General features: G+C 38.0%; 17 protein-coding genes. 8 read left to right on the top strand and 9 right to left on the bottom strand.

The window, feature by feature from the left end; genetic code table 11:
* Both EI546_RS08595 and hemL read left to right on the top strand, forming a co-directional pair.
* Nucleotides 1–837: a glucosaminidase domain-containing protein gene (locus EI546_RS08595; RefSeq protein ID WP_128251575.1), complete on the top strand. Its 837-nt coding sequence runs from the start codon at nucleotides 1–3 to the stop codon at nucleotides 835–837.
* 63 nt (nucleotides 838–900) lie between these two features.
* Nucleotides 901–2190 (top strand): glutamate-1-semialdehyde 2,1-aminomutase, encoded by a 1290-nt coding sequence (gene hemL, locus EI546_RS08590; protein ID WP_128250155.1) that lies wholly within the window; start codon nucleotides 901–903, stop codon nucleotides 2188–2190.
* A 50-nt stretch (nucleotides 2191–2240) separates the two neighbouring features.
* Here the strand turns inward: hemL and EI546_RS08585 are convergent, their stop codons facing one another.
* The 3 genes from EI546_RS08585 to lysS form a co-directional block, all read right to left on the bottom strand.
* Nucleotides 2241–2588, bottom strand: a complete 348-nt coding sequence (locus tag EI546_RS08585) for a hypothetical protein (protein WP_128250154.1) — start codon at nucleotides 2586–2588, stop codon at nucleotides 2241–2243.
* A gap of 78 nt (nucleotides 2589–2666) precedes the next feature.
* Nucleotides 2667–3095 (bottom strand): hypothetical protein, encoded by a 429-nt coding sequence (locus tag EI546_RS08580; protein WP_128250153.1) that lies wholly within the window; start codon nucleotides 3093–3095, stop codon nucleotides 2667–2669.
* A gap of 162 nt (nucleotides 3096–3257) precedes the next feature.
* Entirely contained in the window at nucleotides 3258–4949 is a 1692-nt protein-coding gene (gene lysS, locus EI546_RS08575; protein ID WP_128250152.1) for a lysine--tRNA ligase, read from the bottom strand.
* A gap of 298 nt (nucleotides 4950–5247) precedes the next feature.
* Here lysS and EI546_RS08570 point away from each other — a divergent pair, with 298 nt between their 5' ends.
* From EI546_RS08570 to EI546_RS08560, 3 genes are all read left to right on the top strand, one after another.
* Nucleotides 5248–5406 carry a YqaE/Pmp3 family membrane protein gene (locus EI546_RS08570; protein WP_128250151.1) on the top strand — a complete coding sequence of 53 codons (159 nt, stop codon included), beginning with the start codon at nucleotides 5248–5250 and terminating at the stop codon, nucleotides 5404–5406.
* A 4-nt stretch (nucleotides 5407–5410) separates the two neighbouring features.
* Nucleotides 5411–6145, top strand: a complete 735-nt coding sequence (locus EI546_RS08565) for a hypothetical protein (RefSeq protein ID WP_128250150.1) — start codon at nucleotides 5411–5413, stop codon at nucleotides 6143–6145.
* A 102-nt stretch (nucleotides 6146–6247) separates the two neighbouring features.
* Entirely contained in the window at nucleotides 6248–6784 is a 537-nt protein-coding gene (locus tag EI546_RS08560; RefSeq protein WP_128250149.1) for a hypothetical protein, read from the top strand.
* A 113-nt stretch (nucleotides 6785–6897) separates the two neighbouring features.
* Here the strand turns inward: EI546_RS08560 and EI546_RS08555 are convergent, their stop codons facing one another.
* Nucleotides 6898–9156, bottom strand: coding sequence for a zinc-dependent metalloprotease (locus tag EI546_RS08555; RefSeq protein WP_128250148.1), 2259 nt, complete (start codon nucleotides 9154–9156; stop codon nucleotides 6898–6900).
* Between the two features lie 385 nt (nucleotides 9157–9541).
* On the opposite strand from EI546_RS08555, the gene lipB reads away from it, so the two are divergent.
* On the top strand, nucleotides 9542–10267 hold the full coding sequence (lipB, locus tag EI546_RS08550) for a lipoyl(octanoyl) transferase LipB (RefSeq protein ID WP_128250147.1): 726 nt from the start codon (nucleotides 9542–9544) through the stop codon (nucleotides 10265–10267).
* Between the two features lie 18 nt (nucleotides 10268–10285).
* Here the strand turns inward: lipB and EI546_RS08545 are convergent, their stop codons facing one another.
* From EI546_RS08545 to EI546_RS08530, 4 genes are all read right to left on the bottom strand, one after another.
* On the bottom strand, nucleotides 10286–10972 hold the full coding sequence (locus tag EI546_RS08545; protein WP_128250146.1) for a TapB family protein: 687 nt from the start codon (nucleotides 10970–10972) through the stop codon (nucleotides 10286–10288).
* A 69-nt stretch (nucleotides 10973–11041) separates the two neighbouring features.
* Nucleotides 11042–11311: a hypothetical protein gene (locus tag EI546_RS08540; RefSeq protein WP_128250145.1), complete on the bottom strand. Its 270-nt coding sequence runs from the start codon at nucleotides 11309–11311 to the stop codon at nucleotides 11042–11044.
* A gap of 302 nt (nucleotides 11312–11613) precedes the next feature.
* Nucleotides 11614–14055 (bottom strand): PQQ-binding-like beta-propeller repeat protein, encoded by a 2442-nt coding sequence (locus EI546_RS08535; protein WP_128250144.1) that lies wholly within the window; start codon nucleotides 14053–14055, stop codon nucleotides 11614–11616.
* 432 nt (nucleotides 14056–14487) lie between these two features.
* Complete coding sequence (locus EI546_RS08530) at nucleotides 14488–15087, bottom strand: ribonuclease HII (protein WP_128250143.1); 600 nt, start codon at nucleotides 15085–15087, stop codon at nucleotides 14488–14490.
* A gap of 294 nt (nucleotides 15088–15381) precedes the next feature.
* Between EI546_RS08530 and EI546_RS08525 the strand changes: the two genes are divergently transcribed.
* Entirely contained in the window at nucleotides 15382–17292 is a 1911-nt protein-coding gene (locus tag EI546_RS08525) for a putative porin (RefSeq protein WP_128250142.1), read from the top strand.
* A 317-nt stretch (nucleotides 17293–17609) separates the two neighbouring features.
* Here EI546_RS08525 and EI546_RS08520 read toward each other — a convergent pair whose 3' ends face one another.
* A complete protein-coding gene (locus tag EI546_RS08520) occupies nucleotides 17610–18752 on the bottom strand; it encodes an acyl-CoA dehydrogenase (RefSeq protein WP_128250141.1) in 1143 nt (380 codons plus the stop codon).
* A 278-nt stretch (nucleotides 18753–19030) separates the two neighbouring features.
* Between EI546_RS08520 and EI546_RS08515 the strand changes: the two genes are divergently transcribed.
* Nucleotides 19031–20110: an anhydro-N-acetylmuramic acid kinase gene (locus EI546_RS08515; protein WP_128250140.1), complete on the top strand. Its 1080-nt coding sequence runs from the start codon at nucleotides 19031–19033 to the stop codon at nucleotides 20108–20110.
* Nucleotides 20111–20120: the final 10 nt, after the last annotated feature.

Here is a 20120-nt window from a genome sequence, read left to right as displayed (position 1 = left end):
ATGTTTCGAAACTTTCTCGGTATTCTCCTTATTTGTGCCGTGTGCTTCACAAGTTGTAAATCAAAAAAAACATCAGTTCACCAACGGCATAAGCATAAAACGGAACGTGTGGTGCACCACAAGCCGCCAGTAAAGGAAAAGGAAACCAAGGTGGTTGAACCAGAACCGGTTGTAGTTGCGGCCGATATACCTTACAGCCAAAGAATTTCGAATTATATAAATGAATTTAGCGGTATCGCAATGGAAGAAATGCTGCAGTATGGAATTCCTGCCAGCATAACACTAGCGCAGGGAATCCTTGAAAGCGGTGCAGGAGTAGGTGAACTGACCCGGAAAGCCAATAACCATTTTGGCATTAAATGCCATACCGGATGGAAGGGAGAGTCCGTTTACCACGACGATGACGAACTAGGAGAGTGTTTTAGAAAGTATGCCGATCCAAAATATTCCTACAGAGACCATTCCTTATTTTTGACTCAACGCAGTAGATACCAGGATTTGTTCAAGCTTAGAAAGGATGATTATCAAGGGTGGGCCAGAGGGCTAAGAAAGGCAGGTTATGCAACAGATCCTAGATATCCAGAAAAACTCATTGGTATTATTGAACGCTATAATCTGCAAAATTATGACCAACAAGTACTTGGCACTAGGGTAAATAAGGAGCAGCAGGCAGATGATAGCAAAATCGCAACCTATGCGGTGCAGGCAGGAGATACTCTCTATAGTATTTCACGCCGATTTAACCTCACCGTGGAAACACTGAAAAAATACAATGGTATTGCTTCTAATGATATCTCCATCGGACAGATATTGTACTTGCATCCAGTAAAAAATTAAATAGATCTAAGTTCGGGACGCCCAACCAAAAGCGACAAACATAAAAAAATCCCCTTAATTACCATGAAATATCAAAGAAGCAGTGCTCTTTTTGCTGAGGCTCAAAAAGTTATTCCGGGAGGAGTGAATTCTCCAGTCCGAGCATTTAAAGCCGTTGGCGGAGATCCAATTTTTGTAGAAAGAGCAGAAGGAGCCTATTTATACGATGCGGATGGAAATAATTTGATTGATTATATCAACTCTTGGGGACCAATGATTTTAGGACATGCCTACAAGCCGGTAGTAGATGCTGTTATTGATAAGGCGAAAAGAGGAACTTCCTTTGGAATGCCCACCGAAATTGAAACAGAAATTGCCACATTGGCGGTTTCCATGGTTCCCAACATTGACAAAATCCGGTTTGTCAACAGCGGCACCGAAGCTTGTATGAGTGCGGTAAGACTGGCCAGAGGGTTTACAGGAAGAGATAAAATAATCAAATTTGCTGGCTGCTATCACGGCCATAGTGATTCTTTTTTAATAGAAGCTGGCAGTGGTGCAGTTACCTTCGGTTCGCCAAATAGTCCCGGAGTCACTGCAGGAACCGCAAAGGATACCTTATTGGCAACCTATAATGATTTAAATAGCGTATCCAGGCTTATTTCAGCAAACAAAGATGAGATCGCTTGCATTATAATAGAGCCTGTTGCTGGAAATATGGGTTGTATTCCCCCGAAAAAAGGATTTCTAGAGGGTCTAAGAGAACTATGCGACGAGCACCAGATTCTTTTAATCTTTGATGAGGTTATGACTGGCTTCCGATTGGCTCCAGGAGGAGCGCAGCAGCTCTTCGGCATAAATGCAGATATAGTGGCCTTTGGTAAAATTATAGGCGGTGGACTACCAGTGGGTGCTTTTGCGGCTCGAGCAGAAATTATGGATTTCCTGGCACCAATCGGTCCCGTATATCAAGCAGGAACTTTGAGTGGAAATCCACTTGCAATGGCGGCCGGTCTTGCAATGTTAAAAGAGTTGAATGGCAATCCCGGTATATTTGATTCCATAAATAAAAAGACTGAGTATTTGCACAGAGGTCTTGACCAGGTTCTTTCAGAAGGAGGTATAAAGTTTACCATCAACAGATTGGGTTCCATGATTTCAGTTCACTTTTCCGAAAACCAAGTTGAGGATTTCGAATCCGCAGCTGCGGCGAATAACAATACATTTAAAAAGTTTTTCCACGGAATGTTGGATCAAGGAATCTATATAGCTCCCAGTGCGTTTGAAACTTGGTTTATCTGTGATGCCCTAACTTATGAGGATTTGGATCGTACCATTGCAGCTTGTGGCAAGTTGGTAGAGAACCTAAAATAAAAAAGACCCTCTCTAATTATAGAAAGGGTCTTTAACGAAATAAATAATCACTAATTATTTGTCTTTAGCCACTTCGCATATTGATCATCCGTCAATATCTTTTTCATTGCTTCGTTTAGAGCGGCATCTGTTTTTTGTTTTTCGGCCTTTACAGCAGGACTGTTTAAATCCTTACCGTTTACGTCCTTTTGATAACTTACTTCCTTAGCAACCAAGGCGCGGAAAGTAGCTCTCTGTTGATCTCCATTTAAACCAAGCTCATCGGATATTTTAGCAGTTTCTTGCTTAGCGATTACTTCAGGTCTATTTTGGTCCTGTGAAAGGGATTGTGCAGAAACCGACTGCATTCCAATAAATAAGGTGCCTGCAAAAGCTAATACTGTTAATAGGTTTTTCATTGTTCTGATTTTTAGTTTTTGAAGTTACTAATGTAACTATTTTATATATAACTAGGCAATAACTGCGCCATAAATAGTTTATTGAACTTTTTTCATATTTCGTTTAGAAACGGTCTTTTTATGAGATTTTCTTTCACTAGACATCTGTTCCCATTTTTCAAATTGATCAGCACTAAGGATTTTTTTCAATTCTTTCTTCATTGCAATCTGACTATTCAAGCGGTTGTTCTGAAGTTGAAATTTTTCCTCTGAAGACATTTCTTTCTTATTTTCAATTTTCGCAGGTCTATCCTCGTCAAATTTTAAAAATAATTCTTTCACTTTTTCTTGTTGCGCGTCAGTCAAATCTAATCTAAGGGTCATCCTTTTACTGAGCAATTCCGCTTTCTGCTCCGGCGTAAAATTTTGTTTGAATTCTTTCTTGGACTGTATATTATTAACGGTTTTGTTTTGGGCAATCGTGGTAAGGGTGCCGAGCATCAAAAATATAATTAATACCTTTTTCATTTTGTTTATTTTTAAGAGTTAACATCTCTATGACCCAAATTTAATCCATTAGTTTAATGGATTAATTTTTAAAATCAGGTGAAAGGTGAAAAAGGCGTTTTATATTAACTCTGAACTGAAGTAAGCGACGGTGGTTTTAATTATGCTTTTCAAACAACAATATTAGACCAAGACAATCATTAATTCGTCTTCCATTTTTTCCACTCTGGCAACCTTAGCGGAAGTAAGTCCTTTTATGGCCTTGTCCCATTTTTTATTGCTCAATCCGCTTTTGGATTTTAGGCTTTCAAGTGGAATTGGTGATTCAGATTTTAATAGTGTAAAGACTGATTTTTCTTCTTCAGTCATTTCCATCTTTTTGCGTTCAGGCCGCATTTGAGGGAAGAAAAGAACCTCCTGGATAGAGGCATTGTTGGTTAAGAACATAATCAATCGGTCCATTCCAATTCCCATTCCGCTTGTTGGAGGCATCCCGTACTCCAATGCTCGAAGGAAATCGAAATCTATAAAAGCCGTGGCTTCATCGTCTCCTCGATCCGCCAATTCTAACTGCGCCTCGAAACGTTCACGCTGATCGATAGGATCGTTAAGTTCGCTATAGGCATTGGCTATTTCTTTACCACAGACCATCAATTCAAATCGTTCAGTTAGTTCAGGGTTTTCCCGGTGCTCTTTACAAAGGGGGCTCATTTCCTTTGGGTAATCTGTAATAAAAGTAGGTTGGATGAAGTTGCCCTCACATTTTTCTCCAAAAATTTCATCAATGAGTTTCCCCTTTCCCATTGTGTTATCAACTTCCACGTTCATTTTAATAGCAGCTTGCCGAATTTCGTCTTCCGTTTTTCCGGTAATATCAAAGCCGGTAAACTTTTTTATGGCATCGGCCATGGTAACTCGTGGATAAGGTGCTTTGAAATCAATCTCGTATTTCCCGAATGTAGCTTGGGTTGTTCCATTTACTTCCATTGCACAATATTCCAACAGTTGTTCGCAGAAATCCATCATCCAGTTATAGTCTTTATACGCCACGTATATTTCCATGGCAGTAAACTCTGGATTGTGGGTACGATCCATCCCTTCGTTTCGGAAATTTTTGGAAAATTCATAAACTCCATCAAAACCACCTACAATAAGTCTTTTTAGATAAAGTTCATTGGCAATTCGCATATAGAGGGGAATGTCGAGGGAATTATGATGTGTAACAAAAGGTCTTGCGGCAGCACCTCCTGGAATGGGTTGAAGGATGGGGGTTTCTACTTCAAAATAACCACGGTCATTAAAAAACTTCCGCATGGCGTTAAAAAGCTTAGTCCTCTTTATGAATATTTCCTTTACATGAGGATTTACAACCAAATCGGCATATCGTTGACGATATCGCTGCTCAGGATCGGTAAACGCGTCATGAATTTTTCCTTCGGAATCAACTCTAGGTTGGGGTAGTGGCCGCAAGGCTTTGCTCAAGAGGGTAAAGTTTTTTACCATTACGGTTTTTTCACCTACTTGGGTTTTAAAAAGCTCACCTTCAATTCCGATAAAATCACCGATATCCAGCAGTTTTTTATAAACTTCATTATAAAGTGTTTTGTCTTCCCCTTGACAGATTTCATCTCTATTAAAATAAACCTGAATTCTACCCTCGGCATCTTGCAGTTCGGCAAAAGAGGCTTTTCCTTGAATCCGTCTGGACATCAACCTTCCTGCAAGGATCACCTTTTTTCCTTCCTCGAAACCCTCTTTTATTTGCCTTGAGGTGTGGTCCACAGGATAGAGATCGGCTGGATAAGGATTGATACCTAAGTTTCGCAATTGGTTCAGTTTATCCCTTCGGATGATTTCGAGTTCAGAAAGTTGCATGGTTTTTATCTAAAAAATGAGGGTGCAAAGATAGGGAAATGTAAGTCCAAATACTAAATTTCATTTTGCTCCTAAGTGAAAATGGAAAGTATTAATTTCATTTTTAAGCCCAGGATAGGTTCATTTTTAGATGAATTCTATTGGTTGATATCCAACCGCCGGATTTTATATTTCTTCACGATTTCACCATAAAATTACGAGGAGTGGAGGTTGCTGGTGTAAGTTTAAGTGGCTTGGTCCTTTTTAGAAACCCACTGCTATAGCCATCATAAAAATAATAATTGTAGATTTGTTATGTATGAGTATTTGGAGGGTTCTATTATCCGTTGTACTTCCGCCTTTGGCCGTAATGGATCGAGGGTGTGGTTCTATTATAATAGTTTGCATACTTACGCTGTGCGGATGGGTTCCCGGTGTTATTGCTGCTCTTATTATTCTCAATAATCCTAAAAAATGATATAATGTTTCAAAAATTATTCTTACTGGCAATCCTCTCTCTTTTTTTGGCAAGTTGCCAATTTACTGAAAGCTTGGTTCTAAATGAAGATGGAAGTGGAACTATTTCCGTAGAAGTAAATTTGAATGAAATGATGGCTTTTGGAGCCATGGGCGGAGATTCTGTTGTGACGAAGATGGATACCATTATTTATATGAAACAATTTCTTGAAGAAAAGAAGGACAGTATTGCAACCCTTCCTAAAGGGGAACAGATGAAATTGAAAAAATTGGAGAATTTTAATATTCATCTTAAAATAAATACGGAAGCTTCGGAAATGGAATATGATATTGCCACGACTTTCAAGTCAATAGAAGAGGTTGATGATTTAATGAATGCACTAAATCAGGCTGGAAATTTTGTTCCTGGAATGGACCAAAATCAAAAGAAAGATGAACCGGATTCTCCTGATATTATTGGAGTACGATATTCATTTGATAAAGGGGTGTTTAAAAGAGATGCCTATATTAAAGATAAGACTCGTCATCAAAAAGAGGTGGATAGTTTGAAACAATCTGAAGCTTTTTTGGGCGGAGTTTTTTACACTTTGAGTTACAAATTTCCTAGACCTATAAAGAAGGTTTCAGATCCCGAGGCTACTCTTTCAAATGATAAGAAAGGTTTAACCTTAAAGAAATCTTTTATAGATTACTTTAAAAATCCAGATTTGTTGGATCTAGAAGTGGAACTGGAAAAGTAATTGCGTTTGGAGCGGATTTTGATTACTGAAGACAATTGTGATTCCATTTTTAAATTAATACTCAAAAACGAATTAATAACTAACCTCTTAAAAATATTGAATATGAAAATAATTTATTTTTTATTTCCCCTATTTATTGCAACTGCATGTAAAACCCAAACTGGAACAGTTACGGCCCCAGAAAAAACAATTATGAAAAATAGCAATATGGATCGAAAGGGCTGCCCCTCGGATGGCACGTGTAGCGTAAAAGTTTTGAAGGATAAATCATTGGAAATCCGAAAGGATGAGACTATGCGTACCATATATCCAGAAATAGTGGATGGGAATAACATAGTAGTAGAATACACATATTTCCGCTCTGGTCCCGAAGGTACTGCGGATGGAAATTATTCTGAAACCATCCAATTTGAATTACCTGCCAAAACCAAGGATTTGGTAAAACAAAACGGTGGCTTGGCAGATGTGAAAATGCTATTCGGAAAAAGTGGTTATAGAAATCTGGAATATCATATGGTATCAGATGGTAAACTCTCTGTTCAAAACACTGAAAATGGTCTTAGCTTCACCTTAGATTTTAAGATGGACAAAACCCCTCAAGTTGTAACACATATTAATGAAAGTATTACATTAAGGTAATTTTAAAGAATAACAATCTCCCGGTTTTACGGGTATCTTAATTTGCTTTTTAAATAGAAAAGTCGGCATCCAGATTTTGGATGCCGACTTTTTTAATTGATTGAATTAAAATTCTACTTCTTGACCAGTTTTTTGGTAACTGATTTGTTGCCGTTTTTAACAACCAAGAAATACATTCCTGTATCAATATAGTTATAGTCTAATTGCTTGTTGAAAACACCTGTAGATCCATCATTGTAAATCACTTGGTTAATCAATCTGCCTCTTAGATCATAAAGAGAAACATTTATCCTTTCAGCAGAATCTGGAGTGAAACTTAGATTAAAAGTACCAGTTGAAGGGTTTGGATAAACAGAGAAATTCTCAAATGTGAAATCCTCTACGCCGACAGTACCTTGAACAATAATGGCAGCTCCGTTAACATTAAAAAATACGTTATCTGATGCCTTAACCATTAGCCTTCCTTTTATTGTATTTAGGTTAGGAACGTTAACTACGGCACTACCCGTGTTTGGCTGGTTGAGGGCTACGGTTATTGGGAATGTTTGTCCGGAATCTGTAGAGAAAAATATATCTACATTAGAACAATTTATAGGAGCAGCGTCGGTCCCGGCCACATCCCAAGTAATTGTTTGAGTTGTTCCGGTATCCCAAAAAGAGGTTGTTGCCTGAGAGGTTACAACGAAAGGTCCAGCACTACCAACTGTAGTTATACGCATATCGGAACTGGCGCTTGCTCCTCCTCCAATAGAATTGTCGCGAACAGTATATCTAAAATTCATCACCCTATTAACCGATGGAACTACCTCCCATTGATTAGAGCTATTCCCTCCCATATTATTGGTAAGTACAAAATTCATAGATGGGAAAAAGCGTGATGGACTGCTTTTTGGAGGTAAGGAACGAAATGTTGGTCCCTGCGTCGATGTAGTGAGCGGTGGTTGTGGAGCTATTTGTGGATTCATCTGCTCCCAAGAATGTGTAAGTGCATCACCATCGGCATCAGAAGCTGTTCCTGTTAACACAAAGGGTGTGGATTTAGGGACCGTATAATTTCCGCCTGCATTGGCAGTCGGAGCGGTATTAAAATTGTCTGTTAAAACCGGGCACGTACTACTAACGCCATATTTTATGTTGCTCCATATTTCTTGAAGACTAATAGCGTGAAAGTAATCGTCACTGTGCATTGCAACATTTGGAGGACAAGTTCCCGCATAAGCCATAATAGTCGTTCCACTACCAACTTCCATTGCTGTACCAGCATTTCTATTGCCTGAACAAGAATTATTAAAGGTGTGGTTTGCGCCGAATTGGTGACCCATTTCGTGCGACACAAAATCAATATGGAAATTATCTCCTATAGGCTGTGGTAAACCGGTTGCACCCATAGCTTTTATTCCGCTTACACAAGGAGATTTTAATCTAGCAATTCCTCCAGGTCCAGTCCCAAAAACGTGCCCTATATCGTAGTTTGCATCTCCGATTTTCGAATCACATTGGGTTTGATTTTGACCTAGCATTGCTTGCACATTTTGGTTCGTATATGGATCTGTGCCGGCGGTAAGGCAAATAAGAAGATCCGTGTTTGGAACAAGAACCATAGTTAAGGAAGCGTCTCTTTCATAAATACCATTAACCCGTGTCATTGCCACGTTAAATTGAGAAAGTACGGCTGCTTTTTTCTCTGCATCTGTGGCAGTAGAAGGAATTCCTAGAATACCAAGATGATAATTTGCATATTGATGGGTACAAGCCAGAGCCAATCTGTAGGTGCGCAGCTTACCGTCATTTGCATTTCTTTGAGAATCCATAGGCATTTCAGCTCCTACAACACTTTCAACCAAACATTCAGCTCCTTCGTTTGCAGGAAGTTTATTTATATTATAAGAAATGTAATAGTTCTTATCCTGAGTATAAGGATCAATATAAATTGTGGAGTAATTCCCTGAACTAATCATAACATTCACTCCACCAAAATCGGAAATACTGAAGCGGGCAGTGGCAGTAGCATCGTCAATACCCTTTGCTGCATAAGAGCGTGTATTGGGATGAAGCGCTTGCAGTTCTGGAGCAAAAGTTGAAGCTTCATAAACTCTAAAACGCTGCAACTCACCATTGTTTGTTGGTAAAGTGATAATTACATTGGAATTGCCACTAAATCGTTGGGGAGCCTGCGCCAATAGATTTTTAAGGGCGGGAGTATTAAGTTTAAAAAGATCGAATTCTTGAGGTGAACTATTTCTGAGTTCCAATTGCCTGCTCTGGGTCTCTGAAGTAGAAACCTTCTGCCACAGGGAACTTTGTGCGTTCATCCCCAAGCCCACCGTTAATAAGGCGAGAAATAGAAGAGATTTTAAGTTGCTTGTTTTCATTCTTTAAGTTTATATTAATAATTGAAAGCCGTAAAGATAACACCCTTTCAGGAAATTAAGGAATATTTAAGACCCTAACTTTCTGTTTTCGAGAAAAAAACTTGGAAATTACCTGTGAATTTCAACTTTCAAATAATTTTATTGATAATTTTGCTTCTTGAGTTTTTTGGAATTTCTCGATCGAAATTAGAGATTTAAAATATTTCTATATTATATACTGTTTCCTCTTTGAATATTATTTTCTGCTTTTTGGGAACTATAAAAGTCAATTTACCCTTTAAGCTAATGACGAAGAAGCCCATTTCCATAAATTCTGATTTAACTGAACGAATGAAAGCATACTGGGGAAGAGGTTTTTTCAAATCCCAAAATCAAATAAATTAAGGTGAATAAAACTGTTTTGATTGAAGATTTAGGTCTTAAGGATTATAAAGAGAGCTGGGATTATCAAGAACTGCTATTTGGGCAGATTATAGATATCAAAAGCAAAAACCGAAACGCGTTAATTCCACAACCTACTCCTAATTATTTTCTTTTCGTTGAGCATCCACACGTCTATACTCTTGGTAAAAGCGGACATATTGAAAATCTGCTTATATCTGAAGAAAAACTAAATGAGATTGGCGCAATGTTTTATAAGATCAATCGGGGTGGGGATATAACTTATCACGGTCCCGGACAAATAGTTGGCTATCCCATTTTGGATCTGGAAAACTTTTTCACCGACGTTCACAAATATCTCCGATTACTTGAGGAAATTGTTATCCTAACTCTTGCAGAATATGGTGTAAAATCCGAACGCAGTAAGGGTGAGACTGGAGTTTGGCTGGATGTAGGCACGCCGTTCGCCAGGAAGATTTGTGCCATGGGGGTAAGGGCGAGCAGGTGGGTTACTATGCATGGTTTTGCCCTTAATGTGAATTCCGATTTGGGCTATTTCGACAATATGATTCCTTGCGGGATAAAAGGGAAAGCAGTTACCTCGCTCAATGTTGAATTGGGAGTTCCTTCAATTCCACAGGATGAGGTTAAAGAAAAGTTGTTAAGCCATTTTTTGGTGCTCTTCGACGCTGCCATAATGAAAAAAACCGAGGTCGCAGCCTCGGTCTAATTTTATTTTTAAAGAATACTATTTGGAAAACTTTGTGAGAAGACTGGTATCCATGATCTTTCCATTTTTGGAATCTTCTTGTTTAACCATTCCGACCCCTTTTGCTACCCACTGTTTTGAACTTGTTTTCTGACGGATTCCCATGTCCACTTCCGTGTCATAAGTTACCACATAGCAATCAAAAGTTCCAGCGGGAGTGGTAACGGTTTCTTTGCCGATTACCTTGCGATTTAAAATATCCATTGACATAGTCATATTCATTCCGCTGATAGATATTTTCATGGTCATGTTTGCATCTGGAAGTGTTTGTCCAACTGATATATCGTTGGGCCAATCCAGATTTGTTCCGGTTATATCATAATCCATATTTTTAAATTGATCCACCATTTCCGGGCTTAATAAAGAATTAAAGTCCACGGATAATTTATTATCCCTGCATGTAACTTTGAATTTCATTTCGGATAAATCCTTTCCTTTTTTATCTTTTACTGTACCCTGCATGGTACCCACTTTTTCAGAACCAGTACTGCTCACATCCAAAACTTTATAGTCTATAACCGCGGTTGGTTTATCCTTTTTGTCATAATTGGTAATCTGAAATTCGGCCCCTTCAATGAGAGGATAGTACATGCTGCAGTCATTTTGCGAAATAGCCCAGGGCGCAACGCAGAGAAATAAGATTAAATAAGTGATTCTGTGCTTCATATTTAGTTAGTTTTAGAAGTTAATGTTATCAGTTTCCAATTTTCAGGATTTTCCGAAAATAAAATGTTTTTATTCATCTTCCTCATCCGGATCGGTTCCGATAATGTTTTTTTCAGATGATTTATCCTTCGTTTTTTTCGTAGCTTTCTTCTTGTTCTTTTTTGGAGCGGCAACTACCGAATCCAGCACGCGATCGGTGCTTTTTTGGGTTTCCTTTTCAGTTCTTCTCTCTATGCTACGCTCTACAGCTTTTTCCGCTTTTTTGCCTAGTTTATCTAGAAATTGGGCGCTGCAGACTGTGGAAAAACAGATAAAAATTAGGGTGAAAATAATTTTCATAATATAATTTATTTAGGATTAGTAATTAGTAATCATAAGTGTAGGACGCTATTAAGTCCTAAGTAAATACCATAGTCTTCTAAGCAACTATTTGTATTTTATATTTCTTTTGGGGATGGATTTCGGATTTTACCGAAATAATAGGGATGGATTCCTTGGCATTCTTGTTTTTTAACCCAGGGAAATTGAATGGATATTTTCCTATTCAGGATCTAAATATAATAAATTTAGCTTGGTTTTAAAAACTATTGTGTTTTTCCCAAGGAATTAAGCGGATAGTTTAATGGGTATATCTCAATGGATCAATCTATATCATAAACAATAACTCCCTTGGAATCGCCTTTTACCGAAAGGCGGATTCCATTTTTCGTTTCATTTTTACCAAGAGAAGCTTCAGAAGTTCCATATATAGGAAATCCATTTAAGGGATCTGCATTGGAATCGAATACATATACCTTTCTTTCCTGGATTTCAGTAATAGTGATATAGGTCTTATTATGTATATCGAAAAGGTGGGGTCTGCTGTAAAGGCCAACAGGCAGTTCGACCAATTTTCCATCAATGCGCAAAAGATTATTGTCCAAAGTTGCTTTGGTATTACGGTTGATTGCAAACCAATAACTAGCTCCTACCTTTAGGTTTTGGGAAGTCACTTTTCCATCTTCAGAAATGCGTTCCTTCGTATTCTCTGCACTTATTACTACAAAAGTATTATCTTCCACGCTTATTGGGATTTCGGAAAAATGGAATTTCTTCGCCACAGAAATTCGAGGTTTTCCAACTCGGCTAAGTATGTTTAAAGTGCCATTTTCCTCAGGTATAACAATATAATCTTTCTTGCCAATCCGTATATGCTCTGGAGATTGCACGATGTTGCTTTTTGCTTTTGTAAAGGCAAAACCTTTTACCGTTTTGCCGTCTTTATCATAAAGCAGGACATCCTTCCCCTGTACGACCATAAAACGATATTTACGGTTATTGTCATAATCAAATACTGAAAGAGGTTGGGTAATTTCGTCCTTAAATTTTAAAGGAAATTGATTTGCATCCTTTCCGTTTCTATCTAAAACATAGAGGGCGTTTTTTGTTGCAAAAGCCATTTGCTTATTCCCTTTTCCATAAATATCTACCTCTTCTATTTTTCCTAAAATTGGCGATCCAAGATTTTTAGACCAAAGGGTTTTTCCGTTTTCAGATAGATAATACAACTTATTCCCAACATCCTGCACCACCACATTTCCATTATCACCAATTATTTGGGGAATCCCCAAAACCGGATTCTCCAAATTCACATTAAATTTTTCCAAAACTGTGCTGGCGACATTTTTGATCTCGGCACTTCCCTCTTCCCTACAACTTAAAGTAACGTGGGCAAAGTTTCTATCCACACTAAACTGTAACGCTGCCAAGGGGAATTCCTTGAGGGAGATGCCCTTAGAGCTTTTTTGGAAATTTAGATTGAAAAATCCAGAAAGAGATTCGGAAAAATCTCCCTGCATTTTAAATATGAGTAAAGAAGACGAGGAACTTAAATCCTGCGCAGTCTTTTTAAAATAAGAAGTATTTTTAAGGGTTGTAGCGTTTTGGTAAGAAGCGATCAATCCTTGAGCGGAAACTTCGCTTTCTGTGAAAACAAAGAAATTATCCAGTTGAAAGACATAGTTTGCTTTTTGCGCATTTATCAATGGGTAAAATGTCTTCTGAAACAATTCAGGCTCGCTGAAACTCTTGATTTCTATTTCCCTAAATGAATTTTCTGTCGTAACAAATCTCGCTAAGGCATCGCTGGTTAAGGCGGCATCGATACTTTTTATAAAAAGAGCGGTTTCACCCTTCGTATCTATGGTGCCTACTTCACTAATTGAACCAAAAATCCCCGTAGTTTTTACTGCTTCCGTTTCTCCCCGAAAGGTTCTAAGTTGTGATTGGAGTTGTTCCGCATCGTCAAAAGTAAAGCTCATGGCACCCAGAGCATCTATCGGCACCAAATCTGCGAGATCATTTTGTTGTGGAACCTGCCCATCAAAAATATTTAGCAATTGAGGAATGGTATCTGTTGCCAATGTAATCCCCGTAGCTTTAAAAGATTCTGGGGCAATAGAAACGTCGACTGCCGTCCAAGAAGTGAAATCTACCCCAGAGGAATCCGTAAGAAATATTTTATTTCCGCGAAGTATAGCAGTTAACTCTCCCGAGGTTGGTAATTCGAAAACTTTTTTAAAGGTGGCTTCTCTTTCTGTTCGGCCTTTTAAGATGTTCATTAAAATCTGCTGTGAAGAAGAAGTTACAAATACGCTATCAACAATGGTGGTAAAAGCTATTTTCTCACCTAATGTAATCCGTTGAAAAGTGTGATCATCTATTTTTAAGGTTTCAACTATTTTATCTTGAATGGAATCTGGATGAAAAAGGTTTGAGGTTTGCCTTGCTATAAAAGTATATGCCGAAAGCGAATCGTTTAGGGTGTTAACGCATAAAAGGCTTTGTGAATCAGGATGGAGGTATTTAAGCAGAGGAGCTTGTTTTGAAAGGAATAGATAAGGAATTGTCTTGTCGAATTTGGAAAGCAACGAATTGTTTTCAATATCTGCCTGTAATCCCTCCCAGTTTGTAATTTTTAGAATTACGGAAGCATTTTCTGGAACAAAATCCATTAAAGTTCCCGTTTTTTGAGGTGTCTCTTTACAACCCCAAAGTGAAATAAGAAGTAAAAGCAAAAGTGATTTCCCAAAAAATTTCTCCATGGCCACAAAGATAGCAACGATTACAGTTGGTTACATACCGATTCCAAATTGTTTATTGACGGGTTTTCAACAGTTTTTTAATCGATTATTTTTAAAATCTGTATCGTAGGGAAAAGAAACAAGACCCGCCCGTACCGAAAAGGCACTTTCGGGCAAGCCGCTGCGTATCCTATGATCTAAACAAACTTTTGTTCATAAATTTTCCTTATTCTTTATGAGGCAGTTTTTTAATAAATAAATATTGAGGATCATAAATCCTAAAAATGCTGGAAAACCATTATTGGTCTTATGTCTATAATCCCGTCTAAATTTCAATCGGACAGCAATGATTCAACACAAAATCTTCCAATAATTTTGATATTATATAATACCTTTAAATAAACCCTTTTAGTTATGCAGAAGGGTGGTAAAATTTGTTTGGCAGGAGAGCTTTCAAATTTCTATTTCTTCTATTTCCGGAAGTAACCTAAAGCTTTTACGATGAAAGATTGTACTTCCATAAGCGCGGATGGCCTCACGGTGTTCCAAGGTAGGATAGCCTTTATTTTGTTTCCAGTTATAGTTGGGATAATGCTTGTGGAGGCCGGCCATATATTCATCGCGATATGTCTTTGCCAAAATGGAAGCCGCGGCGATATGTAGATATTTACCGTCACCTTTTACTACGCATTCGTAAGGTATCTGTTGAAACGGTTTAAATCGGTTGCCATCTATGGCAATAAATTCGGGATAATGTGAAAGATTTTCTATGGCGCGATGCATTCCTAAAATGGAGGCATTCAAGATGTTAATGGCGTCTATCTCATCCATCATTACGTGTACTACACTAAAACAAATTGCTTTTCTTTCAATAATTTCACGAAGTTCCTCACGTTTTTGGGCAGACAGTTGTTTGCTGTCGGTTAAAAATGGATGTCTAAAGTTATTCGGAAGTATTACGGCTGCTGCAGTTACGGGTCCAGCCAAACAGCCCCGGCCCGCCTCGTCTGTTCCGCATTCAAGAAGTTTCTTATTTATTTTTAGCTTCAACATATTTACGCAAAACTCTCAATAAAATGACAATTAGAGTGAATAAATTTCATAATTAACCTTAGCGCATTTTAAAGCCTTGAATGTTATTGCTTATTTAGCGTTCTTTTAAACCTTTAAGTTTTTTTTAGATAAAATTCCGGAATTAAATTTAACGAAACATATCATAAATGTTAAGTCGTAAATCGTAAATCCAAAAATCCCATTGTGGCTGAGTGACTTTCTGTGCGCGAAGCATTTCTGAAATTTGTACCGAAGCCCCAAAAAAAAATTATCTTTGCCAAGCTATATTTTAATATGAAGAACACACTTTTGCTCTTATTGGTTATGTTGGTCACGGCAACTGTGTTTTCACAAACTCCTCGCGAGGCTTCAAGACCAAAAAAGAAAAAGCCACCTATTGAGGACTACAAAATAATTTCCTACGCTCGTGATACTACCTTCGTAGATACCACGCTCTCAATTCAGAAAAAATATAACTTCAATTATTTGAGAAGAGATAATTTTGGACTTCTTCAATTCTCAAACGTTGGTGAAACTTATAATTCTCTCACCTATTCTTTTGATCGACTGAATTTAAAGCCGCTTTTTGCCGCCCAGTCCCACCATTTCAATTATAAAGAAATTGAGGATGTAAATTACTACCACGTACCCACGCCTTTTACCGATCTTTATTTTAAAACGGCGTATGCCCAAGGGCAGCAATTAGAAGCTTTTTTTACCGTAAATACCTCTCCCCAATTCAATTTTTCTATAAGCTATAAGGGAGTACGTTCCTTGGGTAAATATCAGCACATTCTTACTAGTACGGGAAATTTTCTATTTACGGCAAATTATCATAATAAGAGTGAGCGTTATGCGGCAAGAGGACACGTGGCAGCTCAGGATATTATGAATCAGGAAAATGGTGGATTAAAGGATTCTTCCTTAAGGCTATTTATAAATGACGATCCCGAATTCAAGGATAGGGGAAGGTTGGATGTTAAGTTCGAAGACGCTGCAAATAAGTTGGAAGGGCTTCGATTTTACGGTGATCATTATTATGAACTGCTAAGCGACCGCGATAGTTTGGGACATTCAATCTTAACGGTTGGGAATTCCATTTCGTATGAGCACAAGTTTTTTAGATACGACCAGGACAAACCTTTTGCTCCTTATGGGCCTTCTTATGTGACTTCAAATTTATCCACTAGGACAAAACTGGATAATTTCAATGTTAAGGGCTTTGTGGATTACGATAATTCACTGCTAGGGAAAATTACCGCTTGGGCAGGTTATACCGATTTAAATTATGGTTATAAGTCGGTTTTGATTTTGGACAACGGTACTATTCCAAACCTTATAAAAGGAAATATGATAGAAGCCGGTGCAGCATACCAAAAAAGATATCGAGGGTTTGAGCTTTCGGGAAAAGGAGCTATCAATGTGGCTGGGGCCTCGAAAACTTTTGGGGTTGATGGCAATTACCTTCAGGGAGCGGCCTCCTTTAAATTAAAAGATGATTACAGTGCTAAAGCCTCTATAACCATTCATTCCGTAGCGCCAAATTTCAACTTCCAGTTATACCAAAGTGATTACAAAAATTACAATTGGAAGACTAACCTGAACAATGTAAAGACCCAGGAATTAAAGTTTGAGATCCTAACCAAGAAATTTGGAAATGCCTTGGTAAGTTATACTGGAATTGATGATTATACCTACTTCGGAATAAAGGTTAATGACAGCACACCAACGCCTATGCAAGCTTCTGAACGAGTGGATTATTTAAAAATAAAAGCCGAAAAAGAATTCACTTTTGGTCAATTTGCCTTGGAAAATACAGTTATGTACCAACAGGTTTTAAGTGGAGAAAATGTTTTTAACGTTCCGCAATTTATAACGAGAAATTCTTTTTACTACCAAAATCACTTGTTTAAAAGAGCGTTATTTTTACAGACCGGAGTTACCTTTCAATATTTTACGAAGTACAATATGAATGCCTATGACCCTGTTTTGGCGGAGTTTTATGTTCAGAATGACCAGGAATTGGGAGGCTTTCCACTTGTGGATCTTTTCTTTAATGCAAAAATAAGGCAGACCCGAATCTACTTTATCTACGAAAACTTCACCGCGCTTTTCGCCAATAAAAACGAATACTTCGCCGCTCCAGGATATCCGTATCGAGACAATGTACTGCGATTTGGGATTGTTTGGAATTTCTTTTTGTAAATATACAGGGTGGTCTTGATTTACTATTAGGGAAGAAAGGACGAAAGGTTTTGTTTTATTACTTTATTTTTTGAACTCTGAAATCCTTATAAATCTTTAGAGAGAGACTCAGTTAAGAAACCAATGGGTTTTTAATGCTTGGCATCTTTTAATCGCTGAAAATGAAAAAATCTCTCTTGCCAACAAATCTTAAAGAAAAAAACCGTCCCAAAAACCTATAGTTGATTTTTGGGACGGTTCAAAATAATGAAATAAAGGATCAAAGGTAATCAGGTGATTCTTATGCGCTTTTCGCGGATAAGAATCTTACCGAGACTCTAGTCCTTCAAAAGCCCTCTAGAAATAACGATTTTCTGTATTTCTGAAGTTCCTTCGTATATCTGTGTAATTTTTGCATCGCGCATCAATCGCTCAACGTGATATTCTTTTACATAACCATTTCCGCCATGAACCTGTACCGCTTCCACCGTCACATCCATCGCTACTTGGCTGGCATAAAGTTTTGCCATTGCGCCGCTCATATCGTAATTGTTGCCTTGGTCTTTGTCCCAAGCCGCTTTTAAAACAAGAAGTCGGGCAGCCTCAATACTTGTATGCATATCCGCAAGTTTAAAAGCGATAGCTTGGTGATTGCAGATTTCGGTTCCAAAGGCTTTTCTTACTTTGGAATATTCACGAGCCAAATCGTAAGCTCCTCCAGCAATTCCCAAAGCTTGTGCAGCGATTCCGATACGGCCACCGGAAAGAGTTTTCATAGCAAAAGTAAATCCAAATCCATCTTCACCAATTCTGTTAGCTTTGGGGACTCTTACATCGTTAAAAACTAAGGAATGGGTATCGCTACCACGGATTCCCAATTTGTCTTCTTTTGGACCGATCTCAAAGCCTTCCCAGCCTTTTTCAACTATAAAGGCATTGATTCCTTTATGTTTTTTTTCTTTATGGGTCTGGGCAATCACTAAATAATAGTCAGCTGTACCACCGTTGGTAATCCAGTTTTTTGTTCCGTTTAGAATGTAATCATCGCCGTCTTCTATAGCGGTAGTCCGTTGCGAAGTGGCGTCACTACCAGCTTCTGGCTCGCTAAGACAAAATGCGCCCAGCTTTTCTCCAGTAGCTAGTTTTGTCAAGTATTTTTGCTTTTGTTCTTCAGAACCATAAGCTTCAAGGCCGTAACAAACTAGGGAATTGTTAACCGATACAATCACAGAACAAGAAGCGTCGATCTTGCTCAATTCTTCCATTACCAAAACGTAGGATACAGTGTCCATACCCCCTCCACCGTATTTTGGATCCACCATCATACCCAAGAAACCGAGTTCACCCATTTTCTTGACTTGTTCTGTAGGAAATTTTTGGTGGTTGTCGCGCTCAATAACTCCTGGAAGCAATTCGGTACGTGCAAAATCGCGAGCGGCGTCGCGTATCATTTTCTGTTCTTCGGATAAACTGAAATCCATAGGCTTTTTATAAGAAATAATTGTGTTTTTATTGAGAAAGTGCAAAGGTACTTATAAAAAGCAAATTCGAAAGAAAACCAATTCCAAATAAAGGAAATGCATAACAATTATGAACATATTTTCATAAGAAAGTTATTTCCTTATGGGACGAAGTATCAAATTTAATCTGATTTATGTGACGGATCATCTTTTAGATTTATTTGGCATTTGAAAATTATATTTTTGATTTTTTTACTGAACATCCTTCGTATCTTTAAATTCCTAACTTAATAAAAATTTTGAAAAAAGAGAGTTATCATATAATCGGGGTAATGAGTGGCACCTCCCTAGACGGAATTGATTTGGCGGAAATGGAATTTCGCGTCATTGAGAATCCGGAAGATGTGGAAAATAGTTGGAGTTTTAAGATTCTTAAAGCGGAAACTATTCCTTATTCCTCTTTTTGGAAAAAGGAACTTCAGGATCCTATTGAGTATTCTCGAGAACAATTGGAAAGGCTCGATTTTAAATATACCGAAAAACTTTCGGAGGATATCTTAGGTTTTATTCAAAGGAACAATATTCAGGAAATCGACGCTATTTGTAGCCATGGCCATACCATTCTACATCGACCGGAAAAGGGATTTACCTTACAGATCGGGAATTTGCCGAAACTTGCAAAAATGGTGGGGCAAACGGTGGTTTGCGATTTTAGAGTTCAGGATGTGGAGCTGGGAGGCCAGGGTGCGCCGCTTGTTCCTATCGGAGATAGGCTGCTTTTTTCAGAATATGATTATTGTTTGAATCTAGGAGGATTTGCCAATGTTTCTTCAGAAATAAACGGTAACCGAATTGCTTACGATATATGCCCAGTAAATATTGTATTAAACCGTTATGCCGAAAAAATGGGATTTGATTTCGATGAAGGTGGCAATATGGCTCGGGAAGGAAAAATAAATTCGGTATTACTTCAGAAATTGAATTCGCTTCCTTTTTATTCAGAAAAACCTCCTAAATCCCTTGGTTTGGAATGGGTTAATGAAAATATATTTCCTCTTCTGGAACTCATTGATATTTTTCCGGAAGATGTGCTTCGCACTTTTACGGAGCATATTGCAATACAGTTGGCAAATCAATTTTCATCTAATGCATCGATTTTGATTACTGGTGGTGGAGCGCATAATACTTTTTTAATAGAAAGGTTGAAGGATTTTAGTTCAATTGAGATTTGTATTCCTTCTCAAGAAATAGTTGAGTACAAAGAAGCGCTGATTTTTGGGCTCTTAGGGGTATTAAAACTTCGAGGTGAAGTAAACTGTTTATCAAGTGTTACAGGGGCAAAAAATGACCATTCAAGTGGTCAGGTTTTCACGCCATAATTTTTCTTCG

It is taken from the genome of Aequorivita sp. H23M31 (assembly GCF_004022485.1).
Classification (GTDB): Bacteria; Bacteroidota; Bacteroidia; order Flavobacteriales; family Flavobacteriaceae; genus Aequorivita; species Aequorivita ciconiae.
This window is presented reverse-complemented; position numbering and strand designations above follow the sequence as displayed.